This window comes from Pseudomonas sp. R4-84 (assembly GCF_054130985.1).
In genome coordinates, this window is the sequence record NZ_CP096390.1 from 477,227 (window position 1) to 495,998 (window position 18,772).

The 18,772-nt window shown below is 60.0% G+C and carries 18 protein-coding genes; 5 read left to right on the forward strand and 13 right to left on the reverse strand.

What is annotated here, in order from left to right; all coding sequences use genetic code 11:
* Positions 1 to 118: 118 nt before the first annotated feature.
* Entirely contained in the window at positions 119 to 1,318 is a 1,200-nt protein-coding gene (gene fdhA / locus M1D68_RS02165) for a formaldehyde dehydrogenase, glutathione-independent (RefSeq protein ID WP_039590652.1), read from the forward strand.
* A 64-nt stretch (positions 1,319 to 1,382) separates the two neighbouring features.
* Here fdhA and M1D68_RS02170 read toward each other — a convergent pair whose 3' ends face one another.
* The 5 genes from M1D68_RS02170 to M1D68_RS02190 form a co-directional block, all read right to left on the reverse strand.
* The gene (locus M1D68_RS02170) at positions 1,383 to 1,745 is read right to left on the reverse strand and encodes a hypothetical protein (protein ID WP_457969141.1); all 363 of its coding nucleotides are present in this window, start codon (positions 1,743 to 1,745) and stop codon (positions 1,383 to 1,385) included.
* Positions 1,746 to 1,891: 146 nt separating this feature from the next.
* A complete protein-coding gene (locus tag M1D68_RS02175) occupies positions 1,892 to 2,467 on the reverse strand; it encodes a hypothetical protein (RefSeq protein WP_457969143.1) in 576 nt (191 codons plus the stop codon).
* A 98-nt stretch (positions 2,468 to 2,565) separates the two neighbouring features.
* Positions 2,566 to 2,994: a DUF3757 domain-containing protein gene (locus M1D68_RS02180; protein WP_457969145.1), complete on the reverse strand. Its 429-nt coding sequence runs from the start codon at positions 2,992 to 2,994 to the stop codon at positions 2,566 to 2,568.
* Positions 2,995 to 3,305: 311 nt separating this feature from the next.
* Positions 3,306 to 3,680 (reverse strand): hypothetical protein, encoded by a 375-nt coding sequence (locus M1D68_RS02185; RefSeq protein ID WP_434609140.1) that lies wholly within the window; start codon positions 3,678 to 3,680, stop codon positions 3,306 to 3,308.
* Positions 3,681 to 3,834: 154 nt separating this feature from the next.
* The gene (locus tag M1D68_RS02190) at positions 3,835 to 4,728 is read right to left on the reverse strand and encodes an acyltransferase (protein ID WP_457969147.1); all 894 of its coding nucleotides are present in this window, start codon (positions 4,726 to 4,728) and stop codon (positions 3,835 to 3,837) included.
* Between the two features lie 189 nt (positions 4,729 to 4,917).
* Between M1D68_RS02190 and rloA2 the strand changes: the two genes are divergently transcribed.
* The 4 genes from rloA2 to creD all read left to right on the forward strand — a co-directional run bounded on the left by rloA2 (position 4,918) and on the right by creD (position 9,090).
* On the forward strand, positions 4,918 to 5,424 hold the full coding sequence (rloA2, locus tag M1D68_RS02195; RefSeq protein ID WP_420764927.1) for a retropepsin-like aspartic peptidase RloA2: 507 nt from the start codon (positions 4,918 to 4,920) through the stop codon (positions 5,422 to 5,424).
* Positions 5,425 to 5,493: 69 nt separating this feature from the next.
* Positions 5,494 to 6,174, forward strand: coding sequence for a two-component system response regulator CreB (creB, locus tag M1D68_RS02200; RefSeq protein WP_420764926.1), 681 nt, complete (start codon positions 5,494 to 5,496; stop codon positions 6,172 to 6,174).
* Entirely contained in the window at positions 6,174 to 7,592 is a 1,419-nt protein-coding gene (gene creC, locus M1D68_RS02205; protein ID WP_457969149.1) for a two-component system sensor histidine kinase CreC, read from the forward strand. Before creB ends, creC begins: the two co-directional genes overlap by 1 nt.
* A 124-nt stretch (positions 7,593 to 7,716) precedes the next feature.
* Entirely contained in the window at positions 7,717 to 9,090 is a 1,374-nt protein-coding gene (gene creD / locus M1D68_RS02210) for a cell envelope integrity protein CreD (RefSeq protein WP_457969151.1), read from the forward strand.
* 179 nt (positions 9,091 to 9,269) lie between these two features.
* Here creD and M1D68_RS02215 read toward each other — a convergent pair whose 3' ends face one another.
* The 8 genes from M1D68_RS02215 to M1D68_RS02250 all read right to left on the reverse strand — a co-directional run bounded on the left by M1D68_RS02215 (position 9,270) and on the right by M1D68_RS02250 (position 18,574).
* Positions 9,270 to 9,899: a glutathione S-transferase gene (locus M1D68_RS02215; RefSeq protein WP_434561937.1), complete on the reverse strand. Its 630-nt coding sequence runs from the start codon at positions 9,897 to 9,899 to the stop codon at positions 9,270 to 9,272.
* Between the two features lie 99 nt (positions 9,900 to 9,998).
* Complete coding sequence (locus tag M1D68_RS02220; RefSeq protein ID WP_420764922.1) at positions 9,999 to 10,178, reverse strand: hypothetical protein; 180 nt, start codon at positions 10,176 to 10,178, stop codon at positions 9,999 to 10,001.
* Complete coding sequence (locus M1D68_RS02225; RefSeq protein WP_457969153.1) at positions 10,175 to 11,305, reverse strand: PepSY-associated TM helix domain-containing protein; 1,131 nt, start codon at positions 11,303 to 11,305, stop codon at positions 10,175 to 10,177. The genes M1D68_RS02220 and M1D68_RS02225 overlap by 4 nt, the downstream gene beginning before the upstream one ends.
* Before the next feature lie 248 nt (positions 11,306 to 11,553).
* Positions 11,554 to 13,992: a TonB-dependent siderophore receptor gene (locus tag M1D68_RS02230; RefSeq protein ID WP_457969154.1), complete on the reverse strand. Its 2,439-nt coding sequence runs from the start codon at positions 13,990 to 13,992 to the stop codon at positions 11,554 to 11,556.
* 227 nt (positions 13,993 to 14,219) lie between these two features.
* On the reverse strand, positions 14,220 to 15,200 hold the full coding sequence (locus tag M1D68_RS02235) for a FecR domain-containing protein (RefSeq protein WP_457969156.1): 981 nt from the start codon (positions 15,198 to 15,200) through the stop codon (positions 14,220 to 14,222).
* Positions 15,197 to 15,715 (reverse strand): RNA polymerase sigma factor, encoded by a 519-nt coding sequence (locus tag M1D68_RS02240; RefSeq protein WP_420764918.1) that lies wholly within the window; start codon positions 15,713 to 15,715, stop codon positions 15,197 to 15,199. The genes M1D68_RS02235 and M1D68_RS02240 overlap by 4 nt, the downstream gene beginning before the upstream one ends.
* Before the next feature lie 220 nt (positions 15,716 to 15,935).
* Positions 15,936 to 16,643, reverse strand: a complete 708-nt coding sequence (locus M1D68_RS02245) for a 3'-5' exonuclease (RefSeq protein ID WP_457969157.1) — start codon at positions 16,641 to 16,643, stop codon at positions 15,936 to 15,938.
* The gene (locus M1D68_RS02250) at positions 16,640 to 18,574 is read right to left on the reverse strand and encodes a putative nucleotidyltransferase substrate binding domain-containing protein (protein WP_434611501.1); all 1,935 of its coding nucleotides are present in this window, start codon (positions 18,572 to 18,574) and stop codon (positions 16,640 to 16,642) included. The genes M1D68_RS02245 and M1D68_RS02250 overlap by 4 nt, the downstream gene beginning before the upstream one ends.
* Positions 18,575 to 18,772 lie beyond the last annotated feature (198 nt).

Here is an 18,772-nt window from a genome sequence, read left to right on the forward strand (position 1 = left end):
CTGACAACACCAAAACAAGCACCGAACACAGAAACAAGCCACAAGCACCAACCCGAGCAATCAACGCGCTGCCTGCCTGGGCAGCGCAGTTTCATAAAAACAACAGCGAGGTGAAAGCATGTCCGGTAATCGTGGTGTCGTGTATCTCGGCAACGGCAAGGTCGAAGTACAGAAAATCGACTATCCCAAAATGCAGGACCCGCGCGGCAGGAAGATCGAGCACGGCGTCATCCTGCGCGTAGTCTCCACCAACATCTGCGGCTCCGACCAACATATGGTGCGCGGTCGTACCACCGCCCAGACCGGGCTGGTCCTGGGCCATGAGATCACCGGTGAGGTGATCGAGAAGGGCAGCGACGTCGAGAACCTGAAAATCGGCGACCTGGTATCGGTACCGTTCAACGTGGCTTGCGGGCGCTGCCGTTCCTGCAAGGAAATGCACACCGGCGTCTGCCTGACCGTCAACCCGGCCCGTGCCGGCGGTGCCTACGGTTACGTCGACATGGGCGACTGGACCGGCGGCCAAGCCGAATACGTGCTGGTGCCGTACGCCGATTTCAACCTGCTGAAACTGCCGGATCGTGACAAGGCCATGGAGAAAATCCGTGACCTGACCTGCCTGTCCGACATCCTGCCCACCGGCTACCACGGCGCCGTCACCGCCGGCGTTGGCCCGGGCAGCACCGTCTACATCGCCGGTGCCGGTCCGGTTGGCCTGGCGGCCGCTGCGTCCGCTCGCCTGTTGGGCGCGGCCGTGGTCATCATCGGCGACGTGAATCCGGTCCGCCTGGCCCACGCCAAGGCCCAGGGCTTCGAAATTGCCGACCTGTCCCAGGACACTCCGCTGCATGAGCAGATCGCCGCGCTGCTGGGCGAGCCTGAAGTCGACTGCGCGGTCGACGCTGTAGGCTTCGAAGCTCGCGGCCATGGCCATGACGGCGTCAAGCACGAAGCCCCGGCCACCGTGCTCAACTCATTGATGGGCGTGGTCCGCGTCGCTGGCAAGATCGGCATCCCCGGCCTGTACGTCACCGAAGACCCTGGCGCGGTCGATGCCGCAGCGAAAATGGGCAGCCTGAGCATCCGCTTCGGCTTGGGCTGGGCTAAATCCCACAGCTTCCACACCGGCCAGACCCCGGTGATGAAATACAATCGCCAGCTGATGCAGGCGATCATGTGGGACCGTATCAACATTGCCGAAATCGTGGGTGTGCAGGTCATCAGCCTGGACGACGCGCCGAAGGGGTATGGCGAGTTCGATGCGGGCGTGCCGAAGAAGTTCGTGATCGATCCGCACAAGTTGTTCAGCGCGGCGTAAGGTTGTAGGCAAGACGGAAAAAGGGCGACAGTGATGTCGCCCTTTTTATCGATATAACTTGCCCTCAAGGCTGTTTAGAGAGTTTCAGCTCTGCATTCCTCCAGGCCTGCTGAGGGGGGTAGTTAGTGTCGTCTTTATAACTCTCCCGATAACTATATAAGCAGGTGTTTGCAATAGGGTTGGGCGTTTTTAACTTCATTTGGTAATCAGGTTCTAAAAAGTTAGGGCCTGCGGCTTCGCCTTGCCAGATAATTTTTCCAGAGGAATCCTCCACCAAATATTGCTCATAAATCGTTCGGCCAGGTATGGTCTCCGGCCCCCAACGAAACTTTATTTCTTTTACGGCGGGACAGTTTGCTGCATTCGCAACATGGGTAACGCTCAGGAGGCCAGCGACGCAAAGCAAGCCAATTATTAAAGTGCGCATTTCAGGTACTCCCTTTGTCGATCGGAGTAATTATGGTTGCTGAGCGTCGTGCTTAAGCCTACTGTCAGAAATGACAGTAGGCTAGACCAAAAGGAAATAGCCTGCTGGCTGCTTCAGCCCAGCGGGAGCAAGCCCTATCGCCACGGTTACTCTTGGGCCGTTGCGTTCCCGACCCGTTCGCAGAATTGAGGGTAGAGACCTTTGGCGCTGGGGCCTTGGCAATAGTCCTGCGCTTGGGCCAGGGCGTCGCGGCTGAAAGTCAGGCTACGGGGCATGCTGGCAAAGGTCACGTAGCCGCCCTGTTGCGTCTTGATTGCGTCAAAACCCGGCATGTCGTAAACCAGTTCCACATCATCATCGACAAGCATCCGCGCCTTGATCGTGACGTGTGTGTATTGCTTGGCGCCGGGCGCGCTGTTGAGTGCGGCCAGGCCATGCCCAACCACGCGCAACATGTGCTCCACCCACGGTTCTGACGCCTGCGTGGCAGCGTCTGGACGGTAGAAGACGGTCAAGGATTGCTGGTTGCGGATGACTTCGGTAAGAGCCGGGTCCGAGCGTTTGATGCGATGTTCAACCGTCAGCCATGCCTTCTGCTCGTCACTGAGGTTGTCGGCAAGATCCGGATTCAAAGGGCCACGCTGGCATTCATTGACGCCCAGGACAATCAGCATGCCGGTCAGGATGACGGCGAGGGTGGCGCCGCCGATTTGTACATTCATGAGCAAGCTCTGGTAAGAAGATGCCGCACTTTACGGTAACCCCAGCGGGAATGGCAGAGCAGGTTTGGAGTAGCGAAACTCCGACTACGTACCTGACCTTAATCAAAGCTGACTTGAAAATAATCGGCATTGATGAGTTGGCACTCGTTAACATCCTGGCTTTTACAGCTGTTGTTTATCCACGGCGAAAAGGTGGGTTCTTGGACGTGCGGATATTGCATGACCAGATTCATATCGCCATATCGGCATGTGATGGTGGTACGAATGGCAAGTTCTTCTTCGTCCTCGCTTTCTTCGTGCTGTACATACTCCGCGCCTTCAAATAACAGTTTTCTCGGGTTGACCAAATCCACGAGGTTTTCGCTCCGCCATTCGAACTCATCGTGCCCTTCGACAAAATAAACATCTTCTACCGCCTCGATGTTTCTGTGTATGTCCGTGGCCGCGGGGCAGGTTATTTCGCCGGCGTTAACCTGGCCAATAACCCCTAGCAATACCCCCACGCCGCCGGCTCGTATCTTAAACATGTCGCGCCTCCTGGCTCGGCCCATGGCTATTCTTACGGCTGTTTCCAGGTCGGGCTACTGTCAGAGTTGACAGTCCTTTATGTCAATCCGCAATTATGTATAGATATATATCGGCTCACCGCTCTAGCGTGAGATAAATACAAAAGAAATTGGAAGTTTCGGAGTTTGCTGTAGGAAGTTTCTCTGTTATGTAGAAACTTGTGAGCGATAGAAAAGCTATTCTTCAGCGGCGGCCAGCCTGGCTTTCCCGCAGTGCGGCTGGCGCAGGTGTTTGATGAAGGTGGCGACCTCGAAAATCCGCCACGGACTCATCAAAATCTGAGACTGAAATAATCGCTGCTGTTCCGAAATTGGCAAGCACGGGTGCCGAGGCTTGTGCAATGACCGTTCAATCCCGGTGTAAGGTAGTCAAGGGTAAGTTTCGTCTCGCAGTGCTGGTAGATCACGCTGACCTGTTGATATTCGTCTGGTTCCTGGATCGCGAATTCCGCTTCGTCAAATTGTAGTGACGCAGGGTTGAGCTCTTGCACGATGGTTTGGCTCTGCCAGTCAGGAGCATCCTGGATATTGACGGTTGCAGTGTCGTCCTGGAGTTGTGTCAAGGCCGGACAAGAAGCTTCTCCAGCCTGAACATGGCCGATTATCAGCAGCATCATTCCCGCGCCGCCTCCAATGAAATATCGCATGTGCATGTCTCCAATTTAATTCTCGGCGACATCGTTACGGCTGTGTCCGGTGAGGGCTACTGTCAACCCTGACAGTTTTTTATCTCGATTTGGAACTACCCATGGCGTGATCTGATTTTTTTGCGATAAACCTCAATTCTCAGCTTAGAAGGTGTTACTCAAGCCGGCCTTCGCTGCGCAGCGCAGCAATACGCCGATCTTTTTCGGCCCACAGCAAGTTGACCCAGTCCTGGACGTGCTGGCGAAACACGGGGTCGTTCTCGTAATCGCCCTGCCACAGCGTCGGGTCCAGTTCACGGGTCTGGATGTCGATGATGACCTTGGGCACCGCCCCGCTGATCAAGTCCCAAAAACCTGGAATCCGCTCTTGCGGGTAGACCACTGTTACGTCCAGCACCGCGTCCAGTTGCTCGCCCATCGCCGCCAGCACGAATGCCACCCCGCCGGCCTTGGGCTTGAGCAGGTGAGCGAAGGGCGATTGCTGCGCCTGGCTTTTGGCCGTTGTGTAACGCGTGCCTTCAAGGTAGTTCACCACAGTGACCGGTTGGCGCTTGAACAGCTCACAGGCGGCCTTGGTGATTTCCAGATCGCGACCAGCCAGTTCCGGGTTCTTCGCCAGGAAGGCCTTGGTGTAGCGTTTCATGAAGGGGTAATCCAGCGCCCACCAGGCCAAGCCAAGGAAGGGCACCCAGATCAGTTCCTTCTTGAGGAAAAACTTGAAAAAAGGCGTGCGCCGGTTGAGGGCCTGGACCAGGGCGGGGATGTCCACCCAGGATTGGTGGTTGCTGATCACCAGGTAGGAGGTGTCGCCGCGCAGGCCTTCGCCACCGCGAATGTCCCAGCGAGTGGGGATGCACAGGGCAAAGATCAGTTTGTCGATTTCAGCCCAGGTCTCGGCGATCCACATGACCGCCAACGAGGCGTAGTCGCGAAAACGCCCGGGCAGGACCAGTTTCAAGAGCGCAAACACCATGAGCGGTCCGAACAGCACCAAGGTGTTGAGCATCAGCAACAGGGTGACGAGACAGCCGGTGAGCAGGCGGCGCATAGATGACTCTTGCAAACGGGTGGGCGGGCCATGATAAGCAGCTTCGAGCGACAGGCCAAATCGCGATGGACGAATGTTTCACCTTTTGATCGATAGGCTGGATGTCCCGTAGCCATCCCTGTCGAAGTCAACCGAACGAATTCACCGACCACGGTCTAAAATCCCACTCCCACAATGGAAGCCTCCTACATGAAATCCGTTCTAGCCCTGCTTTCCCTGGTGGCCCTTCCAGTACTTGCCGCCGAACCCACCTTGTACGGGCGCTATGAATACATAGCGCTGCCGGAAATGGGCGGCGAAGTGCTCAAGGCGAAAATGGACACCGGTGCGCTGACCGCTTCGCTGTCGGCCAAGGACATCGAGACGTTCACCCGTGACGGCGATGATTGGGTACGGTTTCGCCTGGCAACCAAAGACGCGAGCAACAAGATCTATGAGCATAAGATTGCCCGCATCAGCAAGATCAAGACCCGTTCAGAAGAGGACGAGGACGACGATGAAAAGATCGCCCCGAGTAAACGTCCGGTGGTGGAACTGGAAATGTGCCTGGGTAACGTCAAGCGCACCGTCGAGGTCAACCTGACCGACCGCAGCAGCTTCAACTACCCGCTACTGATCGGCGCCAAGGCCTTGCGCGAATTCAAGGCGGCGGTCAACCCGGCACGGCGGTTTACAGCGGATAAACCGGACTGTTGATTTGCGCGATTGACGTGCCCCGAGGCTTGGGGCACCGTTCCGGCAACTTTCCTGTCGGGCTCGGACGCCATGCCTCATATTCTGATTGTCGAAGACGAAGCCGCCATTGCCGATACGCTGGTGTTTGCCCTGCAGGGCGAAGGCTTTGACACCACTTGGCTGAGCCTTGGCGCAGCTGCCCTCGAGCACCAGAAAAACACGCCGGCGGACCTGATCATTCTCGATGTAGGCCTCCCAGATATCAGTGGTTTTGAGACGTGTAAGAATCTCAGACGTTTCAGCGACGTCCCGGTCATCTTTCTTACAGCTCGGGACGGCGAGATTGATCGGGTGGTGGGCTTGGAGATTGGTGCCGACGACTACGTGGTCAAACCCTTCAGCCCTCGGGAAGTGGCCGCCAGGGTCCGCGCCATCCTCAAGCGAGTGGCGCCGCGACCGATCGCCGAAACGGGGACCGCGTTGTTCCAGGTCGACCCTGATCGCGTGCAGATCAACTATCGCGGCAAACCGCTGAACCTCACGCGCCACGAGTTTCGCTTGTTGCACTGTTTGCTGGACCAGCCCGAACGGGTCTTCAGCCGCGAACAGTTGCTCGATGCCCTGGGCGTGGCCAGCGACGCCGGTTACGAGCGCACGATCGACAGTCATATCAAGAGCCTACGTGCCAAACTGCGCCTGGTCCGGGCCGAGGCCGAGCCGATCCAGACTCATCGGGGGCTCGGCTACAGCTACAGCCCGGGGCACAGCTGATGTCACTGGGCATTCGTATCTTCCTTGCCTATGTGTTGTTTATTGGCTTGGCCGGGTATTTCGTGCTCAACACGGTCATGGAGGAAATCCGCCCCGGTGTGCGCCAGTCCACCGAGGAAACCCTGGTGGACACGGCCAACCTGATGGCTGAGATCCTGCGGGACGATTTCAAGGCCGGAACGCTTAGCCAGAACCGCTGGCCGCAACTGCTCAAATCCTATGGTGAGCGCCAGCCGGCCGCGACAATCTGGGGGCTGCCGAAAAACCAGGTCAGCCACCGCATCTACGTCACCGACGCCAACGGCATCGTGGTGCTCGATTCCAGCGGCGCGGCAGTGGGGCAGGACTATTCGCGCTGGAACGACGTCTACCTGACGCTGCGCGGTCACTATGGCGCCCGTTCGACCCGCAGCGATCCGGATGACCCGGCGTCTTCGGTGATGCATGTCGGGGCGCCGATCCGTGACAACGGCCGGATCATCGGCGTGGTGACGGTGGCCAAGCCCAATAGCTCCTTGCAGCCTTACGTTGACCGCACGGAGCGGCGTTTGCTCGCCTACGGCGCCGGTCTGATCGGCCTTGGCCTGTTGCTGGGCGCCTTGCTGTCGTGGTGGCTCAGCGCGGCATTGCGGCGCTTGACGGCTTATGCCCAGGCGGTCAGCCAGGGCCGTCGGGTGGAGGTGCCGCACTATCGCGGCGGCGAGTTCGAACAATTGGCGGGGGCGGTGGAGCATATGCGCACCCAGCTTGAAGGCAAGGCGTATGTCGAGCGATACGTACATACCCTGACCCATGAGCTCAAGAGTCCGCTGGCGGCGATTCGCGGCGCCGCCGAGCTGCTGCAGAGCGACATGCCGGCCGCCCAGCACCAGCGTTTCGTCAGCAACATCGACAGCGAAAGCGTGCGGATGCAGCAGTTGATCGAGCGTTTGCTCAACCTGGCCCAGGTCGAGCAGCGGCAAGGCCTGGAAGACGTGGTGGCGGTGCCGGTCGCGGCGTTGATGGATGAGTTGTTGCAAGCGCGTGGCGGCTGGATCGAAAGTCGCCAGTTAAAGATCGAGCAGCACATCGCTGCCGACCTGGCGCTGACCGGGGAGCCTTTTCTGTTGCGCCAGGCGTTGGGCAATCTGCTGGAAAATGCCCTGGACTTCACGCCTGTCGCGGGCCTGCTACGGCTCAGCGCCGAGCGTATCGGCAATGCGGTCGAGATCCGCCTGTTCAACCAGGCCGAGCCAATTCCCGACTATGCGCTGCCCCGTTTGAGTGAACGTTTCTACTCCTTGCCTCGCCCGGACAGCGGCCGCAAGAGCACCGGCCTGGGGCTGAACTTCGTTGAGGAGGTGGTGCAGTTGCATGGCGGGGCGTTCAGCATAGGCAATGTCGAGGGAGGGGTGGAAGTGCTGCTGCGGTTGCCCTGAACCACTGTTGCTGATTTTCCACAGGTTCCCGGTCGCGATTCTCCACACAATCTCCACATTCGCCCCATAAACCCCCCACACGGCCACGCCAGACTCTCCCTCATTCGAACAGGGAGAGCCTCACATGAACCGCAGTCTCGCTATAAAACTGGGCATGATTGCCCTCTTGATCCTCTTACTGATGATTCCGTTGTTGATGATCAGCGGCCTTATCGATGAGCGCCAAGAGCTGCGCGACGGGGTGCTGCAGGACATCGCCCGCAGTTCCAGCCACAGCCAGCAACTGATCGGCCCGATGATCGTCGTCCCGTTTCGCAAGGACGTGAAAGTCTGGAATACCAACGAAAAGACGGGCGTGCGTTTCCTGGAGACCGTCGAACGAAGTGGTGAGTTGTACTTTTTGCCGGAGCAATTCGAACTCGACGGCCAGGTGCGTACCGAAACCCGCGCCCGGGGTATCTACGAGGCGCGCTTGTTTCACGCTGACAATCGGATCGATGGGCGCTTCAAGGTGCCGGAGCGTTATGGCGTCGCCGCGAAGGATTTCGCCGACTATCGCTTTGACGAGCCGTACCTGAGCGTCGGTATCAGCGACATTCGCGGCATCGAGAATGCCTTGACCCTGACGCTGAACCAGCAGACCGTCGACTTCCTTCCCGGCTCGCGGCTTGGCTGGCTTGGGCAAGGCGTGCACGTACCGCTGCCCATGATCACCGCCCAAGGCAGCCCCGAGCTGACCTTCGGTTTCGACCTGCGCCTGCAAGGTACCGGTGAATTGCAGATCCTGCCGGTGGGCAAGTCCACCAAGGTGCACCTCTCCGCCGACTGGCCGCACCCCAGCTTTATCGGCAACTACCTGCCGGTCGATCGCGAGGTCAACGAGCAGGGCTTCAGTGCCGATTGGCAGACCTCGTTTTTCTCCACCAACCTCTTGGAAACATTGCAGGCATGCGAGCCCAGCGATGGCTGCGAAGCATTCCGCAGCCGTGCATTCGGCGTGAGTTTCGTCGATCCGGTGGACCAATACCTGAAGAGCGATCGGGCGATCAAATACGCGCTGCTGCTCATTGCGCTGACGTTCGCCGGGTTCTTCCTCTTCGAAGTGCTCAAGAGCCTGGCGGTGCACCCGGTCCAATACGCACTGGTGGGCGTGGCCCTGGCCTTCTTCTATCTATTGCTGTTGTCGCTTTCGGAACACATAGGCTTCACCCTGGCGTACCTTGTTTCGGCCAGTGCCTGCGTGGTGTTGATCGGCTTTTATGTCTGCCATGTGCTGCGCAGCGTCAGCCACGGCCTGGGTTTTTCAGCCGGGTTGGCGGGGTTGTACGGTTTGCTCTATGGGTTGCTAAGCGCTGAAGACTATGCGCTGTTGATGGGCTCGCTGCTGCTGTTCGGCCTGCTCGGTGTGTTCATGGTGTTGACCCGCAAGTTGGACTGGTACGGCGTGGGCGCGAAGCCTGTTGCGGCGATGAGCTTCGATCTGGGAGAGGTGAAATGAGTCGGTCGCTGGGGTTGCGGGAGGATCAGTGGTTGGGAGAGCTGCTGGTGAAGCGAATTGCTGGGTTGTTTCCGATGGATCCGGTGCGCGGCCTTCGCGAGCAGGCTCGCTCCCACAGGGACCACACGATCAATGGGGGGCGAGCCTGCTGGCGAAAAAGTCGTGATATCCAGTAAAAATTAAACCCTGGGCACCGTCTCGAGCATCGAAGGCCGCAAGCTCACCTCGGCAAACCACGCCGCTAGCTGGGGATTGGACTTGCGCCATTCCAGGTCCGGATGGCGCAGGTCCAGGTAACCCAGGGCGCAGGCGACGCTGATGGAGGCGATGTCGAAATGACAGGCCAGTTCGGCAATCGCCTCGGCTTCGAGCAGGGCCACGGCACGGCGAATCTTGTCCCGTTGCGCATCGAGCCATTCGGCCCAGTGTTTTTCCGTGGGGCGCAGCGCGGTCTCGTAGCGGATCATCACCGCCGCGTCCATGATCCCGTCGGCCAGGGAGGCCAAGGTCAAGCGCCGCCAGCGGGCCGCGCCCTCGCGGGGGATCAGCGGGTTGCCGACATGCTGGTGATCGAGGTAATCAAGGATGACGCGGCTGTCGTGGATCACCGTCCCGTTGGCCAAGCGCAAGGCCGGGATCTTGCTCAACGGGTTTTCTTCGATCAGCGCCCGGTCGGGCTTGACCGGCGTGAGTTGACTCAACTGCAACGCCACACGGTCCTGCTGGCCGGTTTCGTGCAGCAGCACCAGCACCTTGCGGACGAAGGGGGACGCGGGGTTGTGGAACAGGGTCATGCTGGGGCTGGACATGCAGAGATCCTCGATGGGGCGGGCTGGGGCTTAGCCTAGACAGTTGCACGGCGGCTGGCGAGTATCGAATGCTCCCATAGGTTCATTGCCGCGCTGGAATTATCGGCGCTTGAACAAACCCCAGGTCCCCAGCACCGTCGGTACGCCCAAGCCCACCCAACTCACCGCATCCCACGCGCCATCGCCCAACAATGCCGAAAACAGCCCCGCCGCGCTCAAAGCGCCGATGACCACGGGGATACCAAACACCTTCCAGAAATTCGACTGCCGAGGCCTCACGCTTCGACCTCCGCGCCGACGATTGCGCGCTTGGCGGTCTTGCGCCGAACCACCCACAGATAAACACCACTGCCCAGGACGATGATGGTCAGGATGTCCAGGGTCGCCCAGAAGATCTGCATTGGCCGGCCACCGTAGTCGCCGAAATGCAAGGGCAGGGACAGGCTCATCATGTCCATGTACCACGGCCGTTCGGCCACGGCGGTGATATCCAGGGTGCTGGCGTCGATCAGTACAGGCGTCAGCAGATGGGAGGTCAGGTGAGTGCTGCCTTTCATGAACACGCTGTAATGGTGCTCGCTGGAAAACAGCGTGCCGGGGAAGGCGATGAAGCTCGGCTCCATGCCGGGAGCGACATCCTTGGCAATGTCCAGCAAGCGGGTTGCCGGGGCCAGCTCGGTCAATGGCGGCGCGTTGCGATAGGGCTCGACCATGGCGCTGAGGCTATCGTTGCGCCATGCGGCAATGATCAGGTCGGCGCAGGCGGCGATCACGCCGGTCACGCCGACGGTCAGCGCCCAGACCAGGGTGACCACGCCGATCAGGTTGTGCAGGTCGAGCCAGCGCAGGCGCGTGGATTTGTCCTGGCGAACCGTGGCGAACTTCAAGCGGCGCATGAATGGCAAATACAGCACCACGCCGGAGACGATGGCGATCACGAACAGCAAACCCATGAACGCCAGCAGCAACTTGCCCGGCAAACCGGCGAACATGTCCACGTGCAGGCGCAGCATGACCATCATGAAACCGCCGTTGGCCGAGGGCATTTCCAAGGCTTCGCCCGTGCGTGCATCAAGCATGAACGTGTGGGAGGAGTTGGGTTCGGTGCCCGGTGTCGGCGCCATGATGGTGATGATGCCGTTGGGGTCGTCCTCGTCCCAGCCAAAATACTGGACCACCTCGCCCGGGCGATGGGCCTTGGCTTTTTCCACCAGTTGTTGCAGGTCGAGCGGCGGCGTGCCGGCCGGCATCTCCCGCAGCTCTGGCGCATCGCCCAACAGGTGCTCGATCTCATGATGGAAAATCAACGGCAACCCGGTGATTGCCAACATCAGCAGGAACACCGTGCAGATCAGGCTGGTCCAGGTGTGGACGAAGGACCAGCGGCGGATGGTTTTGCTTTTCATGATCGATCCGAATGCTGAAGGGCGACGATGCTTGAGGTCGTTCAGCCAACCGTGAAACCTACGAGAGCCAGCTTGTGTGGGAGCGAGCTTGCTCGCGAAAGCGAAGTGTCAGTCAAGATCAACGCAGCTGACTCACCGCCATCGCGAGCAAGCTCGCTCCCACAAAGACTCGTCCCACAGGCATTTCATCTGACTGATTGAGCTCAGTTGCAGGTGCCCTCAAAGAGGTTTGCGCAAATGCTAACCGTTTACCATTTGTAATTCACGCTGGCGACGACGTTGCGTTGGTCGCCGTAGTAGCAATAGAAACCATCGCAGGTGGACAGGTAGTCCTTGTTGAAGATGTTTTTCGCGTCCACTGCCACCGTGACGCCCTTGAGCGTCTTGTTCAAACGGCCCAGGTCGTAGTGGGCCGAGGCGTCGTACACCGTGTAGGAGCCGACGTGACCCCAATCGGTGTTGGTGGTGTTGCCATAGGTGTCGCCGACATAACGCACGCCAGCCCCCACGCCGAACCCGTCGAGAGGGCCGTTATGCCAGGTGTAGTCGGCCCATGCGGTGGCCTGGTTACGCGGTACCTGGGCCATGCGCTTGCCTTCTTCGGCCGCGGCGCCCTTGGTGATTTCGCTGTCGTTGTAGGTGTAGGAACCGACCAGTTTCAGGTTGTCGGTGACGTCGCCGGACGCTTCCAGTTCCAGGCCACGCACGCGGACCTCGCCCACTTGCCGGGTGATGTTGTTCTCCGTGACGGAGTTGTTTTGCTGAGTCAGGTCGAACACCGCGGCGGTCAACAGGGTTTTGGTACCCGGTGGCTGATATTTGATGCCGACTTCGTACTGCTCGCCTTCAGTTGGTTTGAACGAGTCAGTGCTGTTGACGGCTGAGCCCGCCACGGCCTGGAACGACTGGGCGAAGGAAACGTACGGTGTCACGCCGTTATCGAACACATAGCTCAATGCGGCGTTGCCGCTGAATTTCTTGTCGCGCTGGGTGTTGGTCGCGTCGTTCTGGTTGTGGAAAACGGTGCCGGTGTGAATCCAGTCCTCACGGCCGCCAAGGGTCAGGCGCCAGTTGTCCAGAGCGATCTGGTCTTGGATGTACAGGCCAGTCTGGTGGGTTTTCTGGTTGTAGTGGTACATGTCGAAATACTGGACGTTGGAGAAGTCCTGTCCGTAAGTCGGGTTGTTGACGTTGCTGGTGGGCACACCACCAGAACCCCAGCGCCAGCGAGCGTTGCTATTGGAGCGCTGGTGGTCCAAGCCCAGCAGCAGCGTGTGGCTCAAGGCTGCGGTCTGGAAATCGGCCTGGAAATTGTTATCCACGGCGTATTGGCTGATGTCTTCATCAACAATACTGGCGCTGCGCCTGACGGTGCCATCGGCGCTCACGGATTCGTCCGGGCCATCTGGGAAAAAAGCCCCACCGGCGGAGATGCCCTGAAATTCCAGATCGCTCTTGGTATAGCGCAGATTCTGGCGGAACTGCCAGGTGTCGTTCAGGCGATGCTCGAAGTTGTAGCCCAGCGCATAGTAGGTACGATCGTAGAACTCCCAGTCCGGATCACCCAGGTTCTTGTGATGGGAAATCTTGCCCGCCGGCGAGGCCAGCTTTGTGCCTTGCAGCGGCAGGAATTGCCCAGTGATTCCGGTGTCATCGCGGGTGTATTGCGACAGGAAGGTCAGGCGAGTGTCGTCGTTGATATTCCACGTCAGGCTTGGAGCAATGTTGTAGCGTTTGTCCGGGATGTGGTCGACCTGGGAGTTGCTGTCGCGCACCGTGCCGCTGAGTCGGTACAGGAACTGGCCTTCGTCATCGACTTTGCCAGTGCTGTCGAAGTTGATCTGCTTGTGCTCGTAGCTGCCGGCCTGCAATTGGACTTCATTGCCGCTTTCAGCCTGTGGGCGGCGGCTGACCATGTCGAGCATGCCGCCGGGGGGCGTCTGGCCGTAGACCGAGGAAGCAGGGCCGCGAAGCACCGCGATGCGCTCAAGGTTCCAAGGTTCGATTTTCGTCGTGATGTAGTTGCCCTTGGGCAGCGGCAGGCCATCGAGGAATTGCGTTGGCACGAAACCGCGCACCAATAGCCAATCGTTACGCGAGTCCGAACCGTAGCCGCTGCTCTGCACGCCGGCGGTGTAGCGCAGCGCGTCATTGAGGTTGAGGACGGAGCGGTCTTCCATCTGCTGGCGCGTGACCACCGAGACCGAGCGTGGCAGCTCGACTATCGGGGTATCGGTCTTGGTGCCGGCGGCGGTGCGGGTCACAGCGTAGCCCTCGCTAGGCCCCCACGCCGTTTCGCTGATTCCCGCGCCGATCACGCTGGTTTCCGGCAGCACCATGACGCCTTCGGGCACGGCCACCAGGCTGTAAGTGCCGGCGCTGCTTTGTTCCAGTTGCAGGCCGGTACCGCGCAAGGCCTCGCGCAAGGCGCCGGTGGCGTCGAATTGGCCCTGGACCGGGGCCGACGTCTTGCCCGACGCCAATGACGGGTTCAGGCTCAAGGCGAGACCGGCCTGGCTGGCGATCTGATTCAGGGTGCTGGCCAATGGCGCCGCGGGCAGATTGTAGGCACGAACGCCAGATGCCTGTTCGGCGGCGAGCAACGGTCCGCAGGCCAACGGGGTGCTCAAGGCAATGGCAACGGCCAACAGACTGGGGCGCAACAGGGTCTCAAACGGACGGGACATACGGCGGCTCCTGAATGGAAATATTTCTCAATTGCCTGTGTGCCGGATGAAAGTCGAAAAGTGATAGGGCTGGATGAAAATAATTTAGATTCAGATTGCGGCCGGTGGCTTTGGGGTGGGGCCAATGGCCTCATCGCGAGCAAGCTCGCTCCCACACGGGACTGAAGTGCAAACCCCTGTGGGAGCGAGCTTGCTCGCGATGAGGCCATCACTGGCAACAATACGCTTCAGCGCTTGGCTTCAGCCCTAGGCCCCACCACCACCCACCAACGCGTGTGATGCTCGACCTGCACCGGCAAGGTCGGCAGCAGGGCGGTCAGGGCCAGGTCGGTGTCGTGCAGCGGAAAGCTGCCGGTGATGCGCAAGTCCGCCACCTGGGGCTCGACGCCGAGATATCCACGCCGGTAACGCCCCAGCTCCCGGATCAAATCTTCAAGGCGCGCGTTGTCCACCACCAGCATCCCGCGGGTCCAGGCATCGGCCCCCGCGTTCAAGGCCACGGCCGGCCCGAGGCCATCCCGGTGCATCAGCACTTGCTGGCCTTCGCGCAGGATCTGTTCTCCTTCGCTGCGCTGCGGGTGCGCCGCCACCGCCGATTTCAACACACTCAACCGTGTGCCCTGGTCTTCGAGCTTGACCAGAAAACGCGTGCCCAAGGCGCGCATGCTGCCTTCGCGAGTCTCGACGATGAACGGCCGCGGATCGTTGTGGCCGGTCTCCACGAGAATCTCGCCTTCCTGCAAAACGATAAGCCGCTGCTTGTCGTCGAAACGTACATCCAGCGCACTGTGGGTATTGAGGTTGACCACCGTGCCGTCCGCTAGGCGCAACGTGCGCTGTTCGCCCGTGGCGGTGCGCTGGTCGGCCAGCCAATAATCCAGCGGCAGGTAACGGTCGCCGGCGAACAGCGTCAGGCCGATGACCGCGACGACACTGGCCAGGCCACTGCCAACCTTGCGCACCCGTCGCCGGATGCTGGCCTTCGATTGCAGCAACGCGGCCCGGGCAGGTCCGCTGGCGATGCTGAAGCGTTGGTCAAGCATGCCGAGCTGTTGCCAGGCGCGGGCGTGCTCTTCATCGGCGGCGTGCCATTGAGCGAATGCTTCCCGCTCCTGGGGACTGCCGCAGCCAGAATCCAGGGACAGCTGCCAGGCAATGGCCGCATCGAGAACGCGCGCCGAGACCGGTTTGCCAAGGGCTGCGGTCATGTCGGCTCACCATAAAGCGCGATGTAGCATTGCCGCATGCCTTGGGCCAGGTATTGCCGTACCCGCGGGACCGAAACGCCAAGGCGCTCGGCGATCTCAGCGTGGCCGAGGCCGTCGAGGCGGTTGTAGAGGAATGCCGCCCGGGCCTTGCTGGATAATTTTCCAAGCAGGCGATCGATATTCTTCAGGTCTTCGAGAATCAGTTGTTGCTCTTCCACCGACGGCTGCTCGCCTTTCGGGACCAGCATCAGTTCGGTCAGATAGGCCTGTTCGAGCGCAGCCCTACGGAAGTAGTCGAACAACAGTCCCTTGGCGATCGCCAGCAGGAACGCGCGCGGCTCGCGGGGCGCCTTCAACTCCTCGCGACCCAGCAAGCGCACAAAGGTGTCCTGGCTCAGGTCCTCGGCCCGTTGCGCACAGGCCACGTTGCGTCGCAGCCACGCCAATAGCCAAGCGCGATGGTCGCGGTATAACGCACCAACCAGATCACTATGAGGACTGGGGACTGACGACACAGAGCATCACCGACGTTTTAAGTAACGAGAATTGTTCGCGATTGTGGCAGAGGCGGGGGAGGGAAAGCAATTGGCGCTGGTCGGAGCCCATAACTCAATACTTTTGTGGGAGCGAGCCTGCTCGCGATAGCGGTGGGGCAGTGGCATTGAGGTTCACTGACACTGCGCCATCGCGAGCAAGCTTGCTCCCACAAAAGCTCCCGAGCGCTCGGGTCTTGGATTAAAGCGAAGGCGCCTGCTGTCGTCGTTTCCATTGTCCCAGGCGTTGCTGCAGGTCGAGCGGGCTGTGGATATCCTTCTGGCGGGCGCGGCTGCACAGGATCAGCGCCAGCTCCGCGGTGGCCAGGGCGTCGGCGCTAGCGTTGTGGCGATCGAAGACTTGCAACTTGAACCAGTCGATCCAGTCGTCCAGGCCTCCTTGGCGGATATGAGCCTGTGGGCAAAGCATCGGGGCCAGGTCCGCCACGTCGATGAAGGGATGCTGTAAGCGATAGCCCAGGTATTCCTTTAACGCTCGTCCGAGCATGTGGCTGTCGAAAGGCGCATGAAACGCCAGCAGTGGGCTGTCGCCGACGAACTCCATGAACGCCAGCAGCGCGTCGGCCGGGTCGCTGCCGGCGGCGATGGCGCTTGGCGCCAACCCGTGTATCAACACGCTTGGCCCGAGTTTTTGTTTGTCGCATTGCAAGGTCCGCTCGAACTGCTGGCTGAAGTCGATGGCGCCGTCTTCTATCACCACCGCACCGATGGACAACACGTGGTCTTTGTTCAGGTTCAGGCCGGTGGTTTCCAGATCGACCACGACCCAACGCTGTTCCCGCAGGCTGCATTCAATCAGTTGTGCTGCCGCGGGCAGGGCTTCCAGGCGCTGTTGCAAATCCTGCGACAACGTCGGCTGGACCGGACGCAGCCAGGAAAACAGGCTCACAGCTGATACCTCAACGTCAGGCTGCTTTGCAGACGTTGGGCCTGGCGCAGGGATTCGCGCAGGATCCGCCGGTCCAGGTGGTTGAGGCTGTCTGGATCGACGCGGTTGGAGTAGGGAAGGTTCTCCCGGGTTTGCAATTGGTGTTGTTGCATCCGGGTCTGCTGGATGAAGTGATAGGCCTCTTCATAAGCGGCGCCATCAAGCGGCTCGATGACTTCCTTGACCACCAGTTGCCGCAAGCGCTCCAGGGTATTGTTGGCTTCGATGCCATTGGCCAGGGCCAGCAGTCGCGCGCCGTCGACGAAAGGCGTCAGCCCTTGTACCTTCAAGTCGAGGGTGGCTTTTTCGCCGTTCTTGCGCGTCAGCACAAAGTCCCTGAAGCGTCCAACAGGCGGCCGGTGGCGAAGAGCGTTTTCGGCCATCATGCGCTGGAACAATCGGTTGTCGGCCACTTGATCGAGAATCTGCTGGCGCAGTTGCTCGCAGCTTTGTTCATCTCCCCAGACCACTCGCAGGTCGAAATAGATGCTTGAGCCCAGCAGGTTCTCCGGCGTCGCTTCGCGGATGAAGGCCGCGAAGCGACGCGCCCATTCCGCGCGGGACAGGCACAGCTCGGGGTTGCCCGCCATGATGTTGCCTTTGCACAAGGTAAAACCGCACAGCGCCAGGCTCTGGTTGACCTGTTGGGCGATGGGCAACAGCAGGCCACGGATCTGCGCGGCGTGGGCGGCGTCCCGGGCTTCGAACAGGATGCCGTTGTCCTGGTCGGTATGAAGGGTCTGCTCGCGGCGGCCTTCGCTGCCGAAACACAGCCAACTGAAGGGCACGCCTGGGTCGCCTTTATCGGCCAGGGTCAGTTCGATGACCCGGCACACGGTGTGGTCGTTGAGCAAGGTGATGATATGGGTAATCTGGGTCGATGACGCGCCGTGGGCCAGCATGCGCTCCACCAGTTGGCCGATCTCTCCGCGCAGGGTGACCAGGTTTTCCACACGAGGGGCATTCCGAATCGTGCGCGCCAGATGCACCAGGTCGACGCGTTGCAAGGAAAACAGATCCCGTTCCGACACCACGCCACACAGGCGATGCTCCTTGACCAGGCAGACATGGGCAATATGACGCTCGGTCATGGCAATCGCGGCATCGAAGGCGCTGTGCTCCGGTGACAGGAAAAACGGCGCCTGAGTCATGTGCATCGCAATCGACTCGGAAAAATCCCCGGTACCGTCGGCCACGACCTGACGCAGGTCGCGCAGGGTGAAAATGCCTACCGGCGCTTTTTGTTCGTTCACCACGACGATGCTGCCGACTTGTTGCTCATGCATGAGTTTGACGGCTTCGCGCAACGGTGTTTCAGGTGAACAACTGACCGGATGACGCATCGCCAGCTCGCCCAGGCGGGTGTTCAGCGAATATTGCGTGCCCAGCGTCTGGGCAGATTTTTGCTGCACTTGCTGGTTGACCAGGTCGAGCAGGCTGCTGACGCCGCGCAAGGCAAAGTCGCGAAACGGGCCGGACAAGGCAAACAGCTTGATGAACGCCAACTTGTTCAGTTGCAGACAGAACGTATCTTCACCGGCCCGATGCTCGGTGCGGGTAGCGCGCTCACCCAACAGGGCGGCGAGGGGGAAGCATTCGCCCGTGGTGATTTCAAAGGTGGTCTCGGTGCCGCCCTTCGCCGAATGGGGACGTTCGCCCACCACCCGGCCCTGCTTGACGATATAGAAGTGTTCCACCGGGCCGTCGGCCGGCTTGATGATCGTTTCGCCCGGCGCGTAGAAGCGCAGCAGGCATTGCTCCACCAGATACGCCAGGTGGGCGTTTTCCATCTGGTTGAACGGGGGGAAGCGCTGGAGGAATTGCAATGTCCCCTGAATGTTCTGCAACACGGCGGTTTTCCCTGCCTGGATGAAGGCGTCCGCTTTTTTCATAACCATTGCGCAATCTTTTTCGAATTGTTGTGGTCGGATCTGTTCGCCATGGTCGGCCTCTGGACGTGGAGTGCCCATTGGACGTAAGTCTAGGTCGCCACGATAGAGCCGGAACTACGGAAATATCCCACGCCTCGCCTCGGAAAATTCTTCAGGGAAGACTCTTGGAAAAAAATCCGACGAAGTGCACATTGAAGC